We start from the raw sequence: 20425 nt of genomic DNA on the forward strand, positions 1-20425 counted from the left end.
ATCCTTTTTTATTTTGATTTACCAATGTTTTCGATAGTGACAACTATATTTAAGCCAGGGCGAAATTGAAAGAGAAGAAAGGAGTAAAGAGATATGTATGTATTAGCGATTGACGGTGGAGGAACGAAAACGTCAGCAGTGATTTGTGATGAACTCGGCAATATTTATGCAAAAGTAGTAACGACTCGAAGTAACCCTACAGCAATGGATGTTCAATATTTTCAGTCAACGATTCATAATATACTGCAAAATTTACAACAACAAGATTCGCAAGTTTTTGCAGCTATTGATAGTTGTTTTGCTGGCATGGCTGGGGTCAAGGAGCTACAGGCAGAAAAAGTTGTAGAAACGATAGTACGCCAATACGTTCCTAAAACAACAAATGTTTTTGTTGATAATGATGCTCTAATTGCACTTTATGCAGGCACACTTGGACAAGCAGGCATTGTGCAAATTGCTGGGACAGGTGCTATCACAATGGGCTACGATCATGAGCATCATTTTCATCGAGTAGGGGGCTGGGGTTATCTTTTTGATGATGAGGGCAGTGGCTATGATTTAGGTGTTCAAGTGCTAAAGGCTATTTTTCAAAGCTATGATGGCCGAGGAGACTCAACAGCGTTGACAGATGTTGTGCTACGATATTTTTCTGTGGAAACTGTACCACAATTAATAGAGTGTATATACGGAGAAGAACATCCTCGGACAGTGATTGCACCGTTAAGTAAATATATTTTTGAAGTGGCAGAAAAAGGAGATCGTGTCGCTACTAAAATCATTGAGGATGCTTGTAAGAACTATTATGTGGCGATTAAAGCATGTTACTCCCATATGGCTTGGAAGGAAGGAGAGGTACCTGTCGTATTAGTGGGAGGCGTTTTTAAGAATGAAGCGTATTTTTTACAAGGATTACAGCAATTTGCACAAGCAGACGGGATACCATTGAAATTTATGGCACCAGTCTTACAACCAATTGGTGGGGCAGTAATCGCGGCTTTCAAGCAAATAAACGTTCAGCCTGGCGCAGATTTTGTGGAATCTTTCTCTAAAAATTATGAACAAGAATGAAAGCGATAAGATGCAAGGCAATTGAATGACTTTTAATCAATTGCCTTGAAATTTCGTCCTCTAGCTTTAAACCGTGTCCAACATATAGATTTTGATGGACTCAATTCAAACTTTACATACTTAAAAGTATTTTGATTAGGAATACTTATTTTTTTTAGTTATAATTTTTTCTTGATGAATATCGTGATAACATGTAAGATAAGTTTGATTTTATCTTAGTATTTAACTAGGTTTACTAATGAAGAAATCAGTGGAAGGTCTTTATCTACCGCTAATTATTCATTTTCACTAATAGTGCTTTATGGGCGATTATATAGTGCTCATTAAAGTGGAATAAAAATTCAATAGACGGAGAGTGTAAGGATGTTACATCAATTTTCACGTAATGAGCTCGCAATAGGAACAGAGGGGCTCGAAAAATTAAAAAATACGACAGTAGCCATTCTTGGTGTAGGCGGTGTAGGTTCATTTGCTGCTGAGGCATGTGCACGAAGTGGTATTGGTCGCATTATATTGGTAGATAAGGATAATGTAGATATTACAAATGTTAATCGTCAATTAGTTGCCTACCTTTCAACGGTCGGAAAATCTAAGTCAGGTGTCATGAAAGAGCGTATTGCTGATATTAATCCAGAATGTGAAGTAATTGATATGCACATGTTTTACACAGAGGAAACATATGAGCAATTTTTCGCACAAGGCATAGATTATGTCATTGATGCAAGTGACACAGTGATGTATAAAATTCATCTTATGAAGGAATGTTTAAAACGAAATATACCGATTATTTCTAGTATGGGTGCGGCCAATAAAATGGATCCTACTCGTTTCAAAATTGCGGATATTTCAAAAACGCATACGGACCCATTGGCTAAAATAATCCGTACGAAATTACGGAAGGACGGTATTCATAAAGGAGTAACGGTTGTTTTCTCGGATGAGAGTCCGATTGTAGTTCGTCCAGATGTAGTGGAGCATGTCGGAAAACCGGATGCAGCTATCCGTAAAGCAAAAATGCCGCCATCTTCCAATGCCTTCGTTCCTTCAGTGGCAGGTTTAATTGCAGCAAGCTGGGTAGTGAATGCAATCGTAAAGGATGTAAAAATTACACGTGTACAAGGCTAATGCACTTTTGATAGTTGGTCGATAAATTCAAAATGATCATCGGTAAAATTAACAATATATATCGATAAACTTAAAAAATTTCTCGATAAAAAATAAAAATGGTATCTTCTAGTAGAAGAACGAAAATCACCATCAGTTATGATGGCGGACCATTTTATGGAAGCAGCTGTCTTGTTGAAGACAGCTGCTTTTTATATGTTACAATAGGAACGTTGTAAAAAAAGAGGTCTAAGATATTTGTTAGGTAGTTAATGAGGGAGAGACGGTCGCCTGAACGGTAGGGCAGCTTCACATTATGACTCCTCCAATATTTGCTGTAGAACCTATAAAAGGAGGCATTTTATGATGGAGCAAATCTATCAAATGGAATATAGAGGCTTAAATCTATTCGATGAAATTAGCACAGTAGAATTAGCTATTGATGAAGAAGGGCAAACAATTCATATTTTTGATGTTGGACAGGTTGTTAGCCCTATTTTTAATTTTGATGTTTCGGCTTACGAGCTATCAGATGGCTTTTACAAAATGGCGGATATACTCCGACATAAACGTATATTGACAAATCAGCAACCGGATAATGAACTAACACTTAGTGAGTGGTTAATTACAAACACTGCCTATTTTTATATACCGCAAAAAAGAATAAAAAAATATGCGCAAGGAAGTATTAAAGAAATAATTGATCGAACGAAAGAGCAATCTTTATTTGATGATTATGTTCAAAGAACATAATTTTACCAGAATAGTTCGCCTAACGTGCTCAAAATGCTATTAATTCACGAAATTGTCTTATTTTTTTCATGTGACCACTTCTCTATTTAGTTTATTGCTATAATTTGAATAAATTCCAATAGATAATAGATCAGTTTGTTTGGAATGTACACGACTGCTTAGGGAAGTAGAAATGGCGTTTAGAAAACAAATGAGAACATCGGAGAGTGGTAAAATGGAGATTCAAGTAATTCGTGATCATTTAGATATTGTAAAACTTCAGCAGCAAATGAATGATATTGTATTTGACTATTTGGATACATCTAATAATTATTCAAAGGCTATGAGAGGACTAAATCCTTTATATACAAAGGTTACAACATATTATAAAGAGTATTTAGACAATAGGGCAGGAGAATTACCAAGTGCCAATACTTATTGGCATTTGTTTATAGATTGTTGTGCAAAGCTTTGCTACTTTTTAGCGGCATCAACTTATTATTCATCTAATGAGTTACAAAAAACACCTGAAAAAGTTGAGCAATTATTAACAATTGCAGCCTATTCTTTACCTAGCATTGACCAGGAGGAGAATGAACAATTATTATCAGCGATTTTCGCACTTTATAGTGAAGTCGTTAAAGATGAAGAGAAAACTGTATCACTGCGAAATGCAGTACTGGAACAAAAAGGTGCAGTCAAACAATGTATGCATCAATTTAAACTATTTGTTGAGCATGAATTTAAAGCATAATATAGGAGTGATTTATCATCACTTATAGAAAATAGAATAACTGTTTAGAATCTGCTTACTTTTTGCGGTTAATCCAGCAATCCTTATAGCACGCTACTTTGCGAGGGATGATTGGGTTTTCTGATTGTTAAAGTTTTGCAGATTTTTTTGTTGTACGAAAATTAAAAAAGGACTTTTTTCTTAAAAGGTATTTATAAATTCTTGTCGAAATATAGTAAAAAATTGAAAATCTATGTGTAAGATTTTTCATCATTATTTTGTTAAAAGAAGTGGCGGCACAATTATGCCGAGGCATAATTGATTGGAGGAGGCTGTTCAATGTTAATAAACGGTATCGAAATCGATTTAGCGAAATTAGAAAAACCACTCTTATTAGTAAGTGAGGATGAGGAATTATTATTTCTACGGCTTATACAACCAACACTCGAACATGAGCTTATTCAATGCGAATTAGCTCTCGCGACAAGAAAATCCATCTCATTAGTTAGAGATTTTTGGTTGGCATTGTATAAAGGTGGAGAAAAATTATATATCAACAGTGAACATGCGCTCCTATATCCAATTCGTTTAATCATATTCGAACTGGTGACACAAGCTGAATACTTTAAACATTTGTCGAAAAAATCTATTGGAGATGAAAGTTTGTCACTTATTTATGCTATTATCCTAGTACAATTTGTCTTACGGTAGATAAAGGAACGGTTTAGTAATAACAAGGAAGTGTATGAGACATTAAAATTATTATATAGAACTACAGATGAAAATGCGGAGGATCAACTCTCTCCGTCAAGGGAGCAATCGATCGGTCAAGCGATTGCTGTAAAAGCAATTCGCTTTGAAGTACGGGAGAACTCTCAGGAATTTGCTAGTCTACTTTATCAAACTTATAATTTTCTTCATTATTTACATGAGGAGCAGAAAGAGACGACTAAATTATCTGCAATTAGAAATATGGAAGAAATATTGAACCGATATTACAATAACCGTTATACAACAAATAAGGAGACTTTTACAGGATGATTGCTTAGTACGCTTCCTGTTATTTTTGAAAGTAAGGAAAAAAATAAGGCACTTCTAGTTCAGATTGAAGTGCCCTACTTTCATGAAAAAATAGTATATTATGATTTTCAGTTAAGCTAATAAAGTAAAGATATTACTTTCCATCCTTATGAAAAGATCTAAGCTTTTCGTAGATTCCTGCCATTCGTTTTTCTTCACCTGCAATAACAGGTTTATAAAATTCTGTGCCCACTAGCGCATCAGGTAAATATTGCTGGTCAACCCAGCCACCAAATGTGCCAATAGGGCTGTTGTGGGGATATTGATAGCCTACATGACCTAAATCTTTTGCTCCCTCATAATGAGCATCGCGTAGATGATGCGGAATATCTCCAGTTTTTCCTTCATGAATGCTGGCAATGGCGGCATCGATGGCTGAAATTGCAGAATTGGATTTGGATGCAAGGCACATTTCAATAACAGCACTTGCAAGCGGGATACGTGCCTCGGGTAGCCCTAAACGCTCAGCCGCTTGAACAGCCGCAAGCATATGCGGTCCAACATCAGGATTGGCAAGTCCTATATCTTCATAAGCCATCACAAGTAAGCGTCGACTAACAGCTACTAAATCACCTATTTCCAATAAATGAGCTAAATAAAACAATGCTGCATTCGTATCACTTCCACGAACCGATTTTTGCAACGCAGATAGTAAATTATAAAAATGAGATCCCTTTTTATCACCATAAACACCAATTCTCCCGATAAGATGCTTAAGAATATGATCAGCAGCAATTGTTCGACCGTCGACTTCATCACTTGCATAATAAAGCGATTCAAGCAAGGTTAATGCCTTCCGAGCGTCACCATTAGCAGCTTCAGCAATTTGTTCAATTTGAGGATCTGTTAAGACAAAATGATGTTTACCTAGCCCGCGTTTCTCATCAGAAAGTGCATTTTTTATAAGTTCGATGATATTTTCTATCGTTAAACGTTGTAGTTGGTAGATTTCTCCGCAACGTGAGCGGATAGCGGGATTTACATCATGGTATGGATTTTCCGTCGTAGCTCCAATTAACACGATTGAGCCATTTTCCACATGTGGCAACAAAGCATCTTGCTGTAATTTATTAAAACGATGAATTTCATCTAAAAAAAGAAGGACTTTTCCTGAGATTCTAGCTTCTTGTACAATATCCTCGACATCCTTTTTACCAGCGCGAGTAGCATTAAGCGCGAAAAAGGGAAGGTTCGAGCTTCCTGCTATGGCATTCGCTATTGACGTTTTGCCGATACCTGGCTCACCAAATAGTAGCATGGATGGGACATGCTCATTTTGAATCATTTTATAAAGAGCGGTAGTAGGACCGATAAAATCTTGGTGTCCTACAATTTCATCAAGGGTTAAAGGACGCATGCGATAAGCGAGTGGTTCATTATGCATTGAAAATTCCCCCTTTCAACTGTTTTTATTGATTTTTAACTTATTTCAGCGGGTGTCACGCAATTATGCCGAGGCATAGTTGATTTGCTGAATGTTTTTTTGCTTAAAATAAAACGATAATAGTATTTTGCCTAACTATACTAAGGCGCAATTAATAGTATATCATAACCTCCTGAGAGTATTTCCGAGTTATACGAGAGGAGATTATGATATACTGTTTGTAGTATTTTTGACTAGACTATTTGAGGGTGATAAAATGAAAATTTCTACAAAAGGCCGTTATGGTCTAACGATCATGATTGAATTAGCAAAGCATTATGGAGAAGGACCTATTCCACTGCGAAAAATTGCTGCAGAAAAGGAGCTTTCTGAGGCATATTTAGAGCAATTAGTTTCACCATTACGTAATTCAGGCTTAGTGAAAAGTGTGCGCGGAGCATATGGTGGATATATGCTAGCAAATCCACCAAGTGAAATTTCTGCGGCTAATGTTATTAGTGTGTTAGAGGGTCCTATTCAACCAGTAGAAGGTATTGAAAATGAAGAAGCTCCTCAGCGAGAATTATGGCTTCGTATTCGTGATGCTGTGAAAAATGTATTAGATACAACGACAATTGAAGATTTAGCACAATATACTGAGGAAAATGTAGCGGAAGGCTATATGTTCTACATTTAAAATGTCTAGGCTAAAGCACATCTCCATGCTCAATGGCATGGAGATGAATCTTTAGCGCTTTTCGTACAAAGGAGTTTTCAACATGAATTCATATATTTATCTCGATCATGCTGCGTCTTCACCAATGAATGACAACGTAATAAACGCTATGACTACAGCAATGCAACAAGTTTATGGGAATGCATCAAGTATTCATGGGATAGGTCGAGAGGCGCGCAAATATTTAGATGATGCACGTGAAATACTTGCCAAATCTATTGGCGCTCAACCTGGGGAAATTATTATAACAAGTGGTGGAACAGAGGCGGATAATACAGCTATTTTTGGCACTGTTTATGCACAGGCTTCTGAAGGGAAGCACATCATTACTACTCAAATTGAACATCACGCGGTGTTACATACTTGTGAAAAACTTGAGCGAGATGGCTTTGATGTGACATATTTACCAGTAGATGAAAATGGACGTGTTTCTGTAGAAGACGTGCGAAATGCATTGCGTGAGGATACAATTTTAGTAACGATTATGTACGGTAATAATGAAGTCGGTACAATTCAACCAATTGCCGAAATTGGTAATTTGCTACGCGAGCATAAGGCTGTTTTCCATACAGATGCTGTTCAAGCATATGGTTTAGAGTCAATTAATGTTGCTGATTTACATGTTGATTTACTAAGTGTTTCCGCACATAAAATTAATGGGCCTAAAGGTATTGGTTTCCTATACCAAAAAGCCGGAATACCATTCACTAGCTATGCATTAGGTGGCGCACATGAGAAAAAACGTCGTGCAGGTACTGAAAATGTGCCCGCAGTGATTGGCTTTGCAACTGCAGTGCAAATTGCGAATGAGTTGCGAGAAGAGAAGCGTGCGCTATACAATCGCTTTAAGCAAATTATGCTGGATGTTTTCACGAAGGAAAATCTAGCATTTCATGTGAATGGAGAGTTAGAAAATACGCTCCCACACGTTTTAAATGTAAGTTTTTCTGGTATGGAAGTAGAGTCATTCCTTGTAAATCTTGATATGGCAGGTATTTGCGTATCTAGTGGTTCTGCATGCACTGCTGGCTCCATTGATCCATCACACGTATTAGTTGCGATGTTTGGTCAAGATACAGAGGAATTACGTAACTCGATTCGTTTTAGCTTCGGACAAGGTTTAACAGAAGCTGATGCACAACATGCGGCAGAAAAAACAGCAGAGATTGTGAAAAGACTCGCGAAAAAGTAGTTTGCTGAAAAATTCAGGCGTGTTGATTAGGAAAAAACAGGCTTATTATTGAGCGATAAAATCTTTGTTAATATTTTGCTAATGTATACCCATTTTAACTGATTGTAGCGGAGGAAGCGGCTCGACGCTCGCCTGCAGGAAGCTTTGCTCTGTGCGAAAGCGAAGCGTCAGCGACAAATGTTTTCTGCAAAGCGGGTAGCCCGTAGCGGAAATCAGAGCCTTCTAATTAATTGAAGTGGATAAAAATGGTAAATTAACACGCTTGAAAAATTATATATTTAATAGAAATTGAATAAAAGAAAAGGTGACCATAATGAAAGAAACACGTGACCCCTCACAAATTCGTGTTGTTGTCGGCATGTCGGGTGGGGTAGATTCTTCGGTTGCTGCATATTTACTGAAACAACAAGGATATGAAGTAATCGGGATATTTATGAAAAACTGGGATGATACAGACGAAAATGGCGTTTGTACAGCTACAGAAGACTATGATGATGTTATTAAAGTATGTAATCAAATCGGTATTCCTTACTATGCTGTGAATTTTGAAAAGCAATATTGGGATAAGGTTTTCACTTACTTTTTAGAAGAATATAAAGCAGGACGTACACCAAATCCTGATGTTATGTGTAATAAGGAAATTAAATTTAAAGCGTTTTTAGAGCACGCGATGGATCTTGGAGCTGATTATTTAGCGACAGGTCACTATGCTCGAGTTGATCGAAGTGGTGATGGCGAAGTAAAAATGCTTCGTGGTATTGATAATAATAAAGATCAAACGTATTTCTTAAACCAATTATCACAGGAACAATTGTCGCATGTAATGTTCCCAATTGGACATATTGAGAAAAAGGAAGTCCGTAAAATTGCGGAGGAAGCTGGGTTAGCTACAGCGAAGAAAAAAGATTCAACAGGAATTTGCTTTATTGGAGAGCGTAATTTCAAAGAATTCTTAAGTAAATATTTACCAGCTCAACCTGGTAAAATGGAAACGATGGATGGTGTCGTAATGGGCCAGCATGATGGATTAATGTACTATACGCTTGGTCAACGTCATGGTCTTGGAATTGGTGGTGACGGTGAACCTTGGTTCGTGTTAGGAAAAGATTTGGAGCGCAATGTGCTGCTAGTTGGACAAGGTTTTAATAATGATTCATTATTTTCTACTTCACTGACTGCTGTGAAAATGAGCTATGCTTCGACAAAAAAATTGCCCGGGAAATTTTCATGCACAGCAAAATTCCGTTATCGTCAAACAGATACACCAGTAGAAGTGGAAATTTTAGAAGATGGACGTACACATATTACGTTTGCTGAGCCGGTACGTGCGATTACACCTGGACAAGCTGTAGTACTATATGACGGTGAAGAATGTTTAGGTGGCGGTACAATCGACGAAGTCTTTAAAAATAACAAAAAACTAACATATGTAGGTTAATTAGCGAAAAGACTGCTTATACTACTTTTCTGAAGCGTATAGAATTAAAGCAGTCTTTCGCTACATAGAGGTGAAGAAAAACAATGAATTTTAACGAGCAGGGCATTCAAGCCTTTCAAGAAAAGCGCTACGAGGATGCTGCACAACTTTTTACACAAGCAATTGAAGCAGAGCCAGGAAACCCAATTGGTTATGTGAATTTTGGAAATCTCTTAGCGGTCTTAGAGGATACTGAACGTGCAGAACGTTTCTTTCAAAAAGCAATCACTGTTGATGAAACGGCAGCAACTGCTTACTATGGCTTAGCAAATTTATATTATAACGCTGAACGCTATGCGGAGGCAGTAAAGCTTTATGAACAAGCGCTAAAGCATAAAATTGAAGGCGCAGATGTGTATTATATGATGGGCAAATGCTTTGAGCGAATGGAAAATCCGAAGCTTGCTCTGCCATATTTACAACGAGCTTCAGAACTTGCACCAGAAGACACACAGATTCGTCTAGCATATGCAATCGTGCTATGTGCGCTAGAAATGTTCGTAGAAGGTAAAAAAGAATTAGATTATCTGATCGAACAGGATTGGAATAACGCAGATGCACATTACAATTTGGGTGTGCTATATGCGGTATCTACTGAGCAAACAAAAGATGCTATGTACCACCTAAAACAAGCCTTTACGTTACAGCCCGAATACGACCAAGCACGTTATCTTTATGATATGATTGCACAACGATTTAATTAAAAAAAGTTTTTAAAACATGAAAAGGATGCCGAAAATACATTGGCATCCTTTTGTGTTGCTGAACAATGAGATAAAGCTGTCATATTATTAAAAGGCTGTTAGCCAACTAACGCCTCTGAACGTATAAGTACTTTACTTCACAAATTTACCCTTTTAATTTCTTTTACTACTGTTATTAAAATTGCAATTACCAATACGATCACGCCATTAATCATCAGAAAGTACCCTATTTGTAAACCATAAAACATTGCAAAGGGATCATTAATAATAGCTATTGCTAATAAACTTCCTGCGCCACCAAACGCTATAGCTAAACCTAATATAGTTAAGGCGGCAGAATATACACTTTTCTTCTTTAAAAACACAAAGAATCCTATTATGTTGGCGATAATTGTAAGTATAAACATAAGTATTGTGAAGAAATCCATTGTTTCACGCCCTTTAATTATTCGTACTTTTGTTAATTCCTATTTAAATTGTCCAATAATTACAATTTTTTATAAGTAGCTACTTTTGAATCAACAAAGTTTCATTTAATTGTCTTGTAGACAAACTGAAAGGATGCCAATATTATTTCGGCATCCTTGTTGATTTTAGTCTTTATTGTCCTTTGAAGGATAATCAAATGGTAGTTGATAAATATATTGTGCTAAATGTGCAATTGGAGCAGCATCTAATAATGAAGGTTCTGCTTCGTTCTCTTTTAAAATATTAATTTCTCTATTCAGTCGTTCCATCTTTCGATCCAGCTCAGCTACTTGAATAGCAGCTTCCTTCAATTCAAAACGGATATGTTCAGGTACTTCCTTGTTGTATTTGTAATAGATTTTATGTTCAAGGCTAGCCCAGAAGTCCATTGCAATGGTACGAATTTGAATTTCGGCATATACCTTCTCCATACGATCAGACATAAATATGGGGATTTTTATTATCAGATGCAAGCTTTGATAACCATTCCCCTTTGGCGATGCAATATAATCTTTTACCTCTACAACTTCAATATCATTTTGTGCCTGTATCATCGCACTCACTTTATAAATATCTTCTACAAAGGAGCATGTAATTCTGATACCTGCAATATCACGAATGTTATCACGAATCGTTTCAATAGATGGCTCAAGGTTATTTTTCTTCATTTTTAATAAGATACTTTTGGGTGATTTTACTCGAGTTGATAAATGCTCAATCGGATTATATTCATGAATTAGCTGAAATTCTTCTTGTAAAATATTTAATTTCGTTTCTATTTCCTGCAAGGCGAATTTATAGACTAAAAAGAAGCGTGTTAATTCTGTTTGTAAAGTTTTTAGAGTAGTTGCTTCAAGTTCATTTTTCATGTTTCATAAAATCCTTTCTTTTAATAATGTGCGCTAACGAAGTAATAATATTATTTAACATTATCAATAATAGCTTATCAAAAATAGCTACTAAATAGAAATAAGTGCTCTGAATCTATGTATAGTATTCCTATTTCATAAATTTACATTGTAAAATTAAAAAAAAGGGGATGTTTAGTCCCCTTAGTTTAACGATAATTTAAATATTTAAAGATTTTGAAAACTTTAGTATCATTTGTTCATCATCAAGCTGATCATAATACCCCGTCTTTTTTGCAATAATCCACCACGTCTGAATAAGGTAAATTTCCACCAAAAATTGAAAGAGCGCTACCTATCGTAACGTGAAGCTTACCATTTGAAATATTTTTAAATCGCTTTAAGTCGTCTAAAGATCGAACGCCACCAGCATATGTTGTTGGAATCGTTGTCCAAGTAGCTAAATCATGCACTAAACATTCCTGCATACCGCCTTTTTTTCCTTCCACATCAACAGCGTGAATAAGTAGTTCATCACAGAAATTTTCGATAAATGCTATAGACTCAGCATTTACTTCAAAATCACTAAACTTTGTCCATTTATCAGTAACAACAAACCATTTTTCATCGCGCATACGGCAGCTTAAGTCGATAACAAGATGTTTTTTACCAATATTTCGTACTAATTGCTTGAGTCGATCTAAATGGAGCTTACCATCATTGAATATAAATGATGTGACAATAACATGAGTAGCGCCTGCATCGATAAACTTTTTTGCATTTTCTGTCGTGATGGCGCCGCCAACCTGCAATCCTTGAGGATATGCTGCTAATGCTGCGAATGCGGCCTCTTCGTTTCCATCACCTAACATGATGACATGACCACCTGTTAATTGATCCTTGGCAAACATTTTTGCATAATAACTAGAGTCATGATTTGAAATAAAGTTCTCGATAACTTCTTGATCTTTATGACCTAGTGTGCTGCCAACAATTTGTTTTACTTTGCCATCGTGTAAATCGATGCAAGGTCTAAATTCCATTAGCTTCACAATCCTTCCGTACAATAAGTTCACCTATATAATAGCATGGAAAGGTTGATAATAACTGTGAATTGTCAGTTATCGAAATATTCTTTAAGTAAGTGTTTTTGTAGCGAACGAAAATGGTCCACTAACAGAAGTATCCCGTTGTATCCAGACATTCGATAAATAGAGGAACTTAGGATAGAACTTCACATCCAGTAAAAATGCCATGTCCTTTGCCATTACCGAAATGACCGCATTGTGTCTGCCCTCATGCAAATCAACACAAAGTCACTTCCAGGCGCATTGCTTATCTGTGCGAAAGCAAAGCGACAGCAACAATTGTATCGAGGCATACGTGATTAAAATTTAGTGAATTCTCTTTTTAAACGATTTTTCAAGTTACGGTGTGGTAAAATATAATGATTGAAATGAACGGGAAAGGACGAACCGAAAATGGCAGATAATCTTGATTTATTTGAACTAAATAAATTTTTTATACTCGGACGTCCAATCGTCTCTATTTTCCATAATGCACAAAATATGTACTCGATAGTTCGTGTGAAAATTCAAGAGACCAACTTACAGTATGAAGATAAGGAAATAATTGTTGTTGGATATTTTCCTCCTTTACAAATGGATGAACAATATCGTTTTACAGGATTATTGAAGCAACATCCAAAATATGGTGTTCAATTTCAAATTGAGACGTTTACAAAGGAAGTGCCAGCAACAGAGCAAGGAATTATTCATTACTTATCGAGTGATTTGTTTGTTGGAATCGGAAGAAAAACTGCTGAAACAATCGTAGAGAAGCTAGGCGCAAATGCGTTACGTCTTATTTTAGAGGATCCAAATGCGCTTGATGCTGTACCTCGTTTATCTGCTGAAAAAAAAGAGGTTATTCATCGGACGATTGAACAAAATCTAGGCTTAGAACGAGTGATGATTCAACTTAATGAATGGGGTTTCGGACCACAGCTCGGCATGAAAATTTACCAAACGTATCGGACAGAGGCAATAGAATTATTAACTGAAAATCCATATCGCTTAATTGAAGATGTAGAAGGTGTAGGTTTCTTTCGTGCCGATGAACTAGGTTCTAAATTGGGTATTACCGGCAATCATCCAGACCGTATTAAGGCGGCGATTCTACATACTCTCAATACTGCAGCATTATCGGATGGGCATGTGTATTTAGATGCTGAAAATGTTTTACCACTTGTAAAAGATATGCTTGAGCAGAGCCAACGAGAGGAAATTCCCTTTGAGACTATTTCTAAAGCTTGCATCGAATTGCGTGAGGAAAGTAAAATCTGTGGGGAAGAAACGAGACTCTATTTGCCATCCCTATATTTCTCGGAAGTAGGAATTGCATCAAAAATAGTAGCTTTAATCGAACGTAACAAGAAGGCTGAACATTTTAGTAAGGACGAAATACGCAAAGCAATTGGTGAAACAGAAGAGCTGCTCAATGTTACATATGCTGAGACACAAGCGAATGCTATACAACAAGCGCTAAACTCAGCCGTTATGATTTTAACTGGTGGACCAGGTACAGGTAAAACAACTGTTGTTCGGGGAGTAGTAGAAGTGTATGCAAAGCTACACGGACTATCATTAAACCCGAAGGAATATGCACAAAAAGAAGAGCCTTTTCCGATTATTTTATGTGCTCCAACAGGACGTGCAGCCAAGCGTTTGTCGGAATCGACAGAGCTTCCCGCAATGACGATTCATCGATTGCTAGGCTTTACTGGTCAGGAAAAAGAGGAAGAAACTGAGCGTGAGGTTACAGGGAAACTCATTATTGTAGACGAAATGTCGATGGTCGATACTTGGCTCGCGCATCAATTATTAAAATCCTTGCATGAGGATGTACAAGTTGTATTTGTTGGCGATCAAGATCAGCTTCCGCCAGTAGGACCAGGACAGGTGTTAAAGGATTTGTTGACTTCCGGTCAAATACCTACTGTCGAATTAACAGATGTTTATCGACAGGCCGAGGGCTCGACTATTATTGAACTTGCTCACCAAATTAAACGAGGAAATATTACAAATGACCTAACGTTAAAAACGTCCGATCGTTCATTTATTAAAGCCGCATCAGATCAAGTAGCAAGCGTTGTCACTCAAGTTGTGAAAAGTGCAGTTGCGAAAGGGCAAGAAATCCGAAATATCCAAGTGCTGGCACCAATGTACAAAGGTCCAGCAGGAATAGATAATTTAAATAGAATGATTCAGGAGCTTATTAATCCAAACGAAACGGGTACTAGAAAAGAGCTTGTCTTTGGGGATGTCACATATCGAATAAAGGATAAAGTCTTACAGCTTGTCAATCAACCCGAAAGTAATGTTTTTAATGGTGATATGGGTGAGGTAATTAGTATTATCAAGGCCAAGGAAACAATTGAGAAACAAGATTTGCTTGTTGTATCATTCGACGGTATTGAAGTAACTTATCAACGTAGTGACCTCAATCAATTGACACTTGCCTACTGTTGTTCTATTCATAAATCGCAAGGCTCTGAGTTCCAAACGGTTATTATGCCGGTTGTACGAGGGTATTCTAAAATGCTGCGTCGTAATTTGCTATATACAGGTATTACGCGTGCGAAAAATTTCTTAATTTTATGTGGTGAGCCTGATGTGCTAGCAGATGGCTTACAGCGTACAGATGATTTGCAGCGATTTACGTCTCTACGTGCAAGGCTCAATCCAATGGATATTGTAGAGGAAATTGAAGAAGTAGAAACGAATCCAGTAAACGAAGATTTACAAAATGAAAAACAAGCCATTGATTTTAAGCTAACTGTAGAAACAGAATCATATATCCATCCATTAATTGGCATGGATGGTATCTCGCCATATGATTTCTTAGATGAGTAAAATACAAAACCCGGTCAATTCTGAATTGATCGGGTTTAGTTGTACGATTTTTTAATTAGTGAATACCAACTAAGTGATGTTTTACTACTTCATATGCTTGGCACACATTTTTAAATTGATCTTTTTCTTTGGCAATCAAATCTGAAGCAATAGAAAATAAAAGATTCTCTTCATTATGATCCTCCATTTTGTTCATTAAAGCAGCTTCCATTTGAGCTACGTACGAGAGGATTTGTTTATTCATATATATTCTCCTTTTATTAAAAAGATGTTTTCGTTTTGGTTTCGAAGCTATCTTACACCTGCATAAATAAAAAATCTAGCAATTCTGTACTAGTCAAAGTAGACTTTTTTGTGAATGTGTCGCAAAAATGAACTTGTTTAAAAAGTGCTGATTGAAACCGTTTTTCTCTAAAGTAACTGAAAAATCATGCAATGAAGGCGGATTTTCAACTGTATTTATAAAGTGGTACAGTTTATAAAATTCAAGGTCTGATATAATACAGTTTGCTGAGGCGTAACCTAAATTAGGAAGTTTCATATACTAAATAAGTATAAAAACATTTGTGACGTTTAGGGGTGACTGCATGCCAGTAATTACAGGACAGCAATATATTGACCGTATTGACGCTTTACAAACCTACATTTCGATTGATGGGAAAGTTGTCACAGGGAAAGTGTCGGAGCATCCAGCATTTAAGGGAGTTATGAAGAGTCAGGCAAGGCTTTTTGATTTACAACATGAAGATGCATTGTTCGAGGAGATGACATATGTTTCGCCAACGAGTAATAACCGTGTAGGTATGTCTTTTCTTCAGGCGGTGGCAGTCGAGGATCTTGTGAGAAGACGCAATGCTGTACGACAATGGGCATTATCCAATAATGGCCTTATGGGTAGAAGTCCGGATTACATGAATACAACATTAATGGCTTTAGCATCGGCTGCGGAGTATTTAAAAGATAAGCCAAATTGTTTTCCTCAACATTTATTAAATTTTTATGAGTATGCCCGTGAGAACGATTTAACAATGACGCATACATTCATCGAACCACAAGTAAATCGCCGGAAATTTTATTTTGAAGATGAAGATGTTATTATTGCTGCTAAAATTGTGGAAAAAACGACCGAGGGGTTAGTAATTAAAGGTGCGAGATTACTAGCGACACAGGGAGGAATTACAGATGAACTCCTTGTTATATCAACAAATGGTTATGATGAAGGTAAAGGCTTTGCTTTCTCAATACCAAGTAATACAAAAGGATTAAAGTTTTTATGTAGGCAATCATTTGTCGGCGGGGAATCGGCTTTTGATTATCCATTAAGTAGTCGTTACGAGGAAATGGATGCAATCGTTGTATTTGATAATGTTGTAGTACCGTGGGAACGCGTCTTTTATTATGAGAATATGGAAGTTGCCAATAATTTTTTGAACGTAAGTGGTTTTCAAACATATGGTTTACATCAAGTTCTTACACGTCAAATTGCCAAAACAGAATTTGTCTTAGGTGTTGCACAGTCAATTGTAAATACGATAAATATTGGCGAATACCAACATGTACAGCAAAAGGTTGTTGATATTATCGTGGCATTAGAAACGATGAAGGCTTTACTGTTAAAGTCTGAAATAGAAGCAAAAATAGATGCTTTTGGTTTTCTAAGACCTGACCATGCGACAGTACAAGTAGCTATTCAGATTTTTCCTAAAGTGTATCCGACCTTTACAGAAATTATCCAGTTACTTGGCGCAAGTGGATTAATGTCCATTCCAAGTGAAAAAGCATTTGCAACGGATGACGGCGATCTTGAGCATTATTTGCAGTCTTTTCAAGATGGTGGAGAGGAGCGCGTCAAAAAATTCCGCTTAGCTTGGGATTTAACGATGAGTAGCTTTGGTACACGACAAACACTGTATGAGCGCTTTTTCTTTGGAGACCCTGTCCGTTTAGCTAGCGCGCTTTATAATTCTTACAATAGGGAAGAATTAGTGGATAGAGTCGAAAACTTTTTAAAAAATAATAATTAATTTCGAGGAAGTAACTGTTTAAAAACTAATTTAAACAGTTACTTCTCTTTTATATGAATGGCTGTAAAAAATATATACTATCAATATTTTTATAGATAAGTTAGCACATCATCAAACGTAACGATTCCAAGTAGTTCAAAGTTTTCTGTTACAACGGGGACTGCTAAAAGACCATATTTGCGTATGATTTGGAAGACCTCAGCTTGGCTTGTATTGGCAGTCACTGAAATGATTCCAGAGTTCATAATTTCAGCCATTCGACTCTCTGGTGGAGAAATAATAAGATCTCGTAATGATACGACTCCAAGCAATTGATTATTGAAATCTGTAACATATAAGTAATTAAAAGTTTCTGCATCTGCCTCATTATGCTTTAGGCGGTCAAACACATCAATTACTAAATCATCTTTTGCCATTATTACTACATCTTTTGTCATTAAGGCTCCCGCTGACCCTTTTTCGTATTGAAGTAATTGTTTAATATCATCAGCCTCATCTTTTTCCATTTGTTCTAAATAATAATCAGCTTCTTTATATGATAGTAGTCCCAAAAAATCGGTAGCGTCATCTGAAGGTAATTCATTTAACATCTCCACTGCAAATGGCCGATCAAGCTCCAAAATACATTTTTTCTGCATGGACGGTTCTAGCTCGCTAAAAATATCGCCAAATTCACTAGGAGTTAAAAAAGAATAAATTGTAATGCGTCTTTCCTCGCTGAGTTCTATAAAAAATGTTGCCTGATCCATCGGATGTAAATCTAGGAAGTCCTTTCGGAAGGAATCTTTTTTTTCAGACTTTAAAGATTGCAACATGTAGTATGTGTACTCTTCTTTATACTTGTATTGGTTTAATCTAATCATTTTTTGACACGCCTTTCTATTACAAATTCTCAATTTCAACACTTAGAACGTGATCAATTTTTTTAACATAATAATATATTTCCGTAGTATACTGATCTTCCGGTACAGAAAGAACTAAATCAATTAATTGGTGGCCGTTATCAAGATCTTTGAGCTTGAAATGCCGAATTTTATATTCATCTTTTTTTGATTGTTCGTTTTGCCCTTTATACTTAATCATTTTAATTAATTCGGTCATACGATAATTCGATTCCACGATAATTTTTAATGAAATTTCCTGACGGTTAAGTGTTGATAGGCCTAATGTTTTAATGAGAAGGGGCACAATATTGACTGCACCCATCAAGAGGATGACAGCACAACTTGCTTCTAGATAAAACCCCGCTCCAATCGTAATTCCAAGCGCAGAAGCGGACCAGATTAGTGCAGCGGAAGTAAGGCCAGAAATAACCTCGTTACTTCTTCGCAAAATAACGCCAGCCCCAATGAAACCAACTCCACTTACAATCTGCGCAGCAAGTCGCATTGGATCCATATTCGGATGATTTGCACCTCCAAATTTACCGAATGCTTCTATAGAAACAATTGTTAATAAACAGCTAGCAATAGAGATGACCATACTAGGTCTTATGCCAAGTTGTTTTTGTTTAATCTGTCTGTCAATCCCAATCAGTAATCCGAATAGCAAAGCTAAGATTAGCTTGATTATCATTTCTATTGTCATTGTCATTGTCATTGTCATCGTTAATCACCTCTTCATTTCTTTGTTTAGAATGCCCTTTAAAACAAAAAAAGCTCCCGTAAAAAAAGGGAGCTTTTTGCTTAGAATGTATCTTGTTCGACGTACACATCAAATAAACCTATCTTGATATTTCCAATTTGCAAAAAAACAGAATTGGATGATTGAAGAGAGGGACATATGTGGACTGAACGTTAAAACGCTGCCTTTTGCCATATTCGAATTATTTAAATCTATGAAATGCCATATCGAATAATTGTCCATCACATGTTTCCCCCTTTTTAGTCAAATAAAATAAAAACCCCTCTATCGATTCAAAGAGGGGGTGAAGAGCGCACAAAAAAGCACGTCCGATTCCCCTTGATCGAGTTTTAGCACTATACACCGTAAAGAAATGAAATTCATTTCTTAGCCACCTTATGAAAAGCCTTAATTCGGCAATTCCTGTTCTACCCATGGGCATCTTTCGATATTTCTGGGCAGTGGCCTATGTTTGCATAGGAGCCTCACCTAACGAGGACTTATTGTTTTCAGCATTGTACTCCGAATAATTTTAATTGTCAACAACTGTTCCAAAAACAAAAATCTTAAAATGGTATCAAGGAAATAGTGTATTTTTGGCTCATCATCATATAAGGGAGTTCTGTTGTTTATGCATTTCCCACTTGGATGACGGGATGAGCTGTTTGTAGCATTGACCTCGAAGGGTATTACAGGAAGTATCTCCTTTAGCCTTTGTTTTTCTACTTACCCGTTACAGATTTTCGTCTAGCTCCATTTAAGTCAATTTTTATATTTAGCATACGTTTAAAAAATATCATCCCAAACTTTTATGTATTTCTACTCAAATCAAATGAATTAATAAATTCTAGGATTGTTTTTTGTTTTCAAAGGCTGAACTAAGAATGATAGTGCATCTATACAGGATCAATATTGAAATTGATTAAAAATACATTGAGAGTTGGGGGAAGCGAGCGCCTCAGTCTAACTTTTGTTGCTAAGCAAATCAATTCTTCGCTTGAAAAAACAGCTTAAAAGAACAGAGAATGTGTTGAAAAAAGCAAAACTCTTTACCTGTACTGTATGGGGAAAATTCAGTGAGATTTCCAATTTGGAACAGAAAATTGTGATAAAAAACACTTTGAAAATATTATTAGCCTATTGACAAAATAAAAAATACGGATTAAGATGGCGAAGAAATTAAATAAAACCTCGTTAGGTGAGGCTCCTATACAAACATAGGCCACTGCCCAGAAATATCGAAAGATGCCCATGGGTAGAACAGGAATTGCCGAATTAAGGCTTTTCATAAGGTGGCTAAGAGATTATTTATTTCTTTACGGTGTATAGTGCTAAAACTCGAGTTAGGGGGAATCGAAA

General features: G+C 36.5%; 19 protein-coding genes and 2 riboswitches. Of the genes, 12 read left to right on the plus strand and 7 right to left on the minus strand.

The genetic code is table 11. The features are described from left to right. Positions 1-93: 93 nt before the first annotated feature. From B1B04_RS18265 to B1B04_RS26250, 6 genes are all read left to right on the plus strand, one after another. Positions 94-1068 (plus strand): N-acetylglucosamine kinase, encoded by a 975-nt coding sequence (locus tag B1B04_RS18265; protein ID WP_079562832.1) that lies wholly within the window; start codon positions 94-96, stop codon positions 1066-1068. A 363-nt stretch (positions 1069-1431) separates the two neighbouring features. Next, positions 1432-2193 (plus strand): tRNA threonylcarbamoyladenosine dehydratase, encoded by a 762-nt coding sequence (locus tag B1B04_RS18270; protein ID WP_079562833.1) that lies wholly within the window; start codon positions 1432-1434, stop codon positions 2191-2193. 342 nt (positions 2194-2535) lie between these two features. Further along, positions 2536-2925, plus strand: coding sequence for a hypothetical protein (locus B1B04_RS18275; protein WP_240518334.1), 390 nt, complete (start codon positions 2536-2538; stop codon positions 2923-2925). A 214-nt stretch (positions 2926-3139) separates the two neighbouring features. Beyond that, positions 3140-3658, plus strand: coding sequence for a hypothetical protein (locus tag B1B04_RS18280; protein ID WP_079562834.1), 519 nt, complete (start codon positions 3140-3142; stop codon positions 3656-3658). Positions 3659-3976: 318 nt separating this feature from the next. Next, positions 3977-4348 carry a hypothetical protein gene (locus tag B1B04_RS26245; protein ID WP_240518335.1) on the plus strand — a complete coding sequence of 124 codons (372 nt, stop codon included), beginning with the start codon at positions 3977-3979 and terminating at the stop codon, positions 4346-4348. A 30-nt stretch (positions 4349-4378) separates the two neighbouring features. Continuing rightward, positions 4379-4678, plus strand: a complete 300-nt coding sequence (locus B1B04_RS26250) for a hypothetical protein (protein WP_240518336.1) — start codon at positions 4379-4381, stop codon at positions 4676-4678. A 133-nt stretch (positions 4679-4811) separates the two neighbouring features. Here B1B04_RS26250 and B1B04_RS18290 read toward each other — a convergent pair whose 3' ends face one another. Continuing rightward, positions 4812-6101, minus strand: a complete 1290-nt coding sequence (locus B1B04_RS18290) for a replication-associated recombination protein A (RefSeq protein ID WP_079562835.1) — start codon at positions 6099-6101, stop codon at positions 4812-4814. 256 nt (positions 6102-6357) lie between these two features. Between B1B04_RS18290 and cymR the strand changes: the two genes are divergently transcribed. The 4 genes from cymR to B1B04_RS18310 all read left to right on the plus strand — a co-directional run bounded on the left by cymR (position 6358) and on the right by B1B04_RS18310 (position 10189). Beyond that, the gene (gene cymR / locus B1B04_RS18295; protein WP_053484768.1) at positions 6358-6777 is read left to right on the plus strand and encodes a cysteine metabolism transcriptional regulator CymR; all 420 of its coding nucleotides are present in this window, start codon (positions 6358-6360) and stop codon (positions 6775-6777) included. 82 nt (positions 6778-6859) lie between these two features. Next, entirely contained in the window at positions 6860-8008 is a 1149-nt protein-coding gene (locus B1B04_RS18300; protein WP_079562836.1) for a cysteine desulfurase family protein, read from the plus strand. A 313-nt stretch (positions 8009-8321) separates the two neighbouring features. Further along, positions 8322-9446, plus strand: a complete 1125-nt coding sequence (gene mnmA, locus B1B04_RS18305; RefSeq protein WP_079562837.1) for a tRNA 2-thiouridine(34) synthase MnmA — start codon at positions 8322-8324, stop codon at positions 9444-9446. An 83-nt stretch (positions 9447-9529) separates the two neighbouring features. Beyond that, on the plus strand, positions 9530-10189 hold the full coding sequence (locus tag B1B04_RS18310) for a tetratricopeptide repeat protein (protein ID WP_079562838.1): 660 nt from the start codon (positions 9530-9532) through the stop codon (positions 10187-10189). 137 nt (positions 10190-10326) lie between these two features. Here the strand turns inward: B1B04_RS18310 and B1B04_RS18315 are convergent, their stop codons facing one another. The 3 genes from B1B04_RS18315 to hisA all read right to left on the minus strand — a co-directional run bounded on the left by B1B04_RS18315 (position 10327) and on the right by hisA (position 12548). Then, positions 10327-10617, minus strand: a complete 291-nt coding sequence (locus tag B1B04_RS18315) for a 3-isopropylmalate dehydrogenase (RefSeq protein WP_079562839.1) — start codon at positions 10615-10617, stop codon at positions 10327-10329. A gap of 165 nt (positions 10618-10782) precedes the next feature. Beyond that, entirely contained in the window at positions 10783-11526 is a 744-nt protein-coding gene (locus B1B04_RS18320) for a GTP pyrophosphokinase (RefSeq protein WP_079562840.1), read from the minus strand. 254 nt (positions 11527-11780) lie between these two features. Beyond that, entirely contained in the window at positions 11781-12548 is a 768-nt protein-coding gene (gene hisA, locus B1B04_RS18325; RefSeq protein WP_079562893.1) for a phosphoribosylformimino-5-aminoimidazole carboxamide ribotide isomerase, read from the minus strand. A gap of 438 nt (positions 12549-12986) precedes the next feature. On the opposite strand from hisA, the gene recD2 reads away from it, so the two are divergent. After that, positions 12987-15419 carry an SF1B family DNA helicase RecD2 gene (recD2, locus tag B1B04_RS18330; protein ID WP_079562841.1) on the plus strand — a complete coding sequence of 811 codons (2433 nt, stop codon included), beginning with the start codon at positions 12987-12989 and terminating at the stop codon, positions 15417-15419. A 55-nt stretch (positions 15420-15474) separates the two neighbouring features. Here the strand turns inward: recD2 and B1B04_RS18335 are convergent, their stop codons facing one another. Beyond that, entirely contained in the window at positions 15475-15663 is a 189-nt protein-coding gene (locus tag B1B04_RS18335) for a hypothetical protein (RefSeq protein WP_079562842.1), read from the minus strand. Positions 15664-16006: 343 nt separating this feature from the next. Between B1B04_RS18335 and hpaB the strand changes: the two genes are divergently transcribed. Continuing rightward, positions 16007-17443 (plus strand): 4-hydroxyphenylacetate 3-monooxygenase, oxygenase component, encoded by a 1437-nt coding sequence (gene hpaB, locus B1B04_RS18340; RefSeq protein ID WP_079562843.1) that lies wholly within the window; start codon positions 16007-16009, stop codon positions 17441-17443. A gap of 89 nt (positions 17444-17532) precedes the next feature. On the opposite strand, the gene B1B04_RS18345 is transcribed toward hpaB, so the two are convergent. After that, positions 17533-18306 carry a magnesium transporter gene (locus tag B1B04_RS18345; protein WP_079562844.1) on the minus strand — a complete coding sequence of 258 codons (774 nt, stop codon included), beginning with the start codon at positions 18304-18306 and terminating at the stop codon, positions 17533-17535. 19 nt (positions 18307-18325) lie between these two features. Further along, positions 18326-19042 carry an MgtC/SapB family protein gene (locus tag B1B04_RS18350; protein ID WP_481817190.1) on the minus strand — a complete coding sequence of 239 codons (717 nt, stop codon included), beginning with the start codon at positions 19040-19042 and terminating at the stop codon, positions 18326-18328. A 352-nt stretch (positions 19043-19394) separates the two neighbouring features. Next, a riboswitch (M-box (ykoK) riboswitch) is annotated at positions 19395-19570 on the minus strand. 679 nt (positions 19571-20249) lie between these two features. Further along, positions 20250-20424: riboswitch (M-box (ykoK) riboswitch) on the plus strand. Position 20425 lies beyond the last annotated feature (1 nt).

This window comes from Lysinibacillus sp. KCTC 33748 (assembly GCF_002237755.1).
Taxonomy (GTDB): Bacteria; Bacillota; Bacilli; order Bacillales_A; family Planococcaceae; genus Lysinibacillus.

What these genes read in the sequence shown, in the direction of transcription:
- B1B04_RS18265 (WP_079562832.1), top strand. Translation starts at nt 94, where the DNA reads ATGTATGTATTAGCGATTGACGGTGGAGGAACGAAAACGTCAGCAGTG.
- B1B04_RS18270 (WP_079562833.1), top strand. Translation starts at nt 1,432, where the DNA reads ATGTTACATCAATTTTCACGTAATGAGCTCGCAATAGGAACAGAGGGG.
- B1B04_RS18275 (WP_240518334.1), top strand. Translation starts at nt 2,536, where the DNA reads ATGATGGAGCAAATCTATCAAATGGAATATAGAGGCTTAAATCTATTC.
- B1B04_RS18280 (WP_079562834.1), top strand. Translation starts at nt 3,140, where the DNA reads ATGGAGATTCAAGTAATTCGTGATCATTTAGATATTGTAAAACTTCAG.
- B1B04_RS26245 (WP_240518335.1), top strand. Translation starts at nt 3,977, where the DNA reads ATGTTAATAAACGGTATCGAAATCGATTTAGCGAAATTAGAAAAACCA.
- B1B04_RS18290 (WP_079562835.1), bottom strand. Translation starts at nt 6,101, where the DNA reads ATGCATAATGAACCACTCGCTTATCGCATGCGTCCTTTAACCCTTGAT.
- cymR (WP_053484768.1), top strand. Translation starts at nt 6,358, where the DNA reads ATGAAAATTTCTACAAAAGGCCGTTATGGTCTAACGATCATGATTGAA.
- B1B04_RS18300 (WP_079562836.1), top strand. Translation starts at nt 6,860, where the DNA reads ATGAATTCATATATTTATCTCGATCATGCTGCGTCTTCACCAATGAAT.
- mnmA (WP_079562837.1), top strand. Translation starts at nt 8,322, where the DNA reads ATGAAAGAAACACGTGACCCCTCACAAATTCGTGTTGTTGTCGGCATG.
- B1B04_RS18310 (WP_079562838.1), top strand. Translation starts at nt 9,530, where the DNA reads ATGAATTTTAACGAGCAGGGCATTCAAGCCTTTCAAGAAAAGCGCTAC.
- B1B04_RS18315 (WP_079562839.1), bottom strand. Translation starts at nt 10,617, where the DNA reads ATGGATTTCTTCACAATACTTATGTTTATACTTACAATTATCGCCAAC.
- B1B04_RS18320 (WP_079562840.1), bottom strand. Translation starts at nt 11,526, where the DNA reads ATGAAAAATGAACTTGAAGCAACTACTCTAAAAACTTTACAAACAGAA.
- hisA (WP_079562893.1), bottom strand. Translation starts at nt 12,548, where the DNA reads ATGGAATTTAGACCTTGCATCGATTTACACGATGGCAAAGTAAAACAA.
- recD2 (WP_079562841.1), top strand. Translation starts at nt 12,987, where the DNA reads ATGGCAGATAATCTTGATTTATTTGAACTAAATAAATTTTTTATACTC.
- B1B04_RS18335 (WP_079562842.1), bottom strand. Translation starts at nt 15,663, where the DNA reads ATGAATAAACAAATCCTCTCGTACGTAGCTCAAATGGAAGCTGCTTTA.
- hpaB (WP_079562843.1), top strand. Translation starts at nt 16,007, where the DNA reads ATGCCAGTAATTACAGGACAGCAATATATTGACCGTATTGACGCTTTA.
- B1B04_RS18345 (WP_079562844.1), bottom strand. Translation starts at nt 18,306, where the DNA reads ATGATTAGATTAAACCAATACAAGTATAAAGAAGAGTACACATACTAC.
- B1B04_RS18350 (WP_481817190.1), bottom strand. Translation starts at nt 19,042, where the DNA reads ATGACAATGACAATGACAATAGAAATGATAATCAAGCTAATCTTAGCT.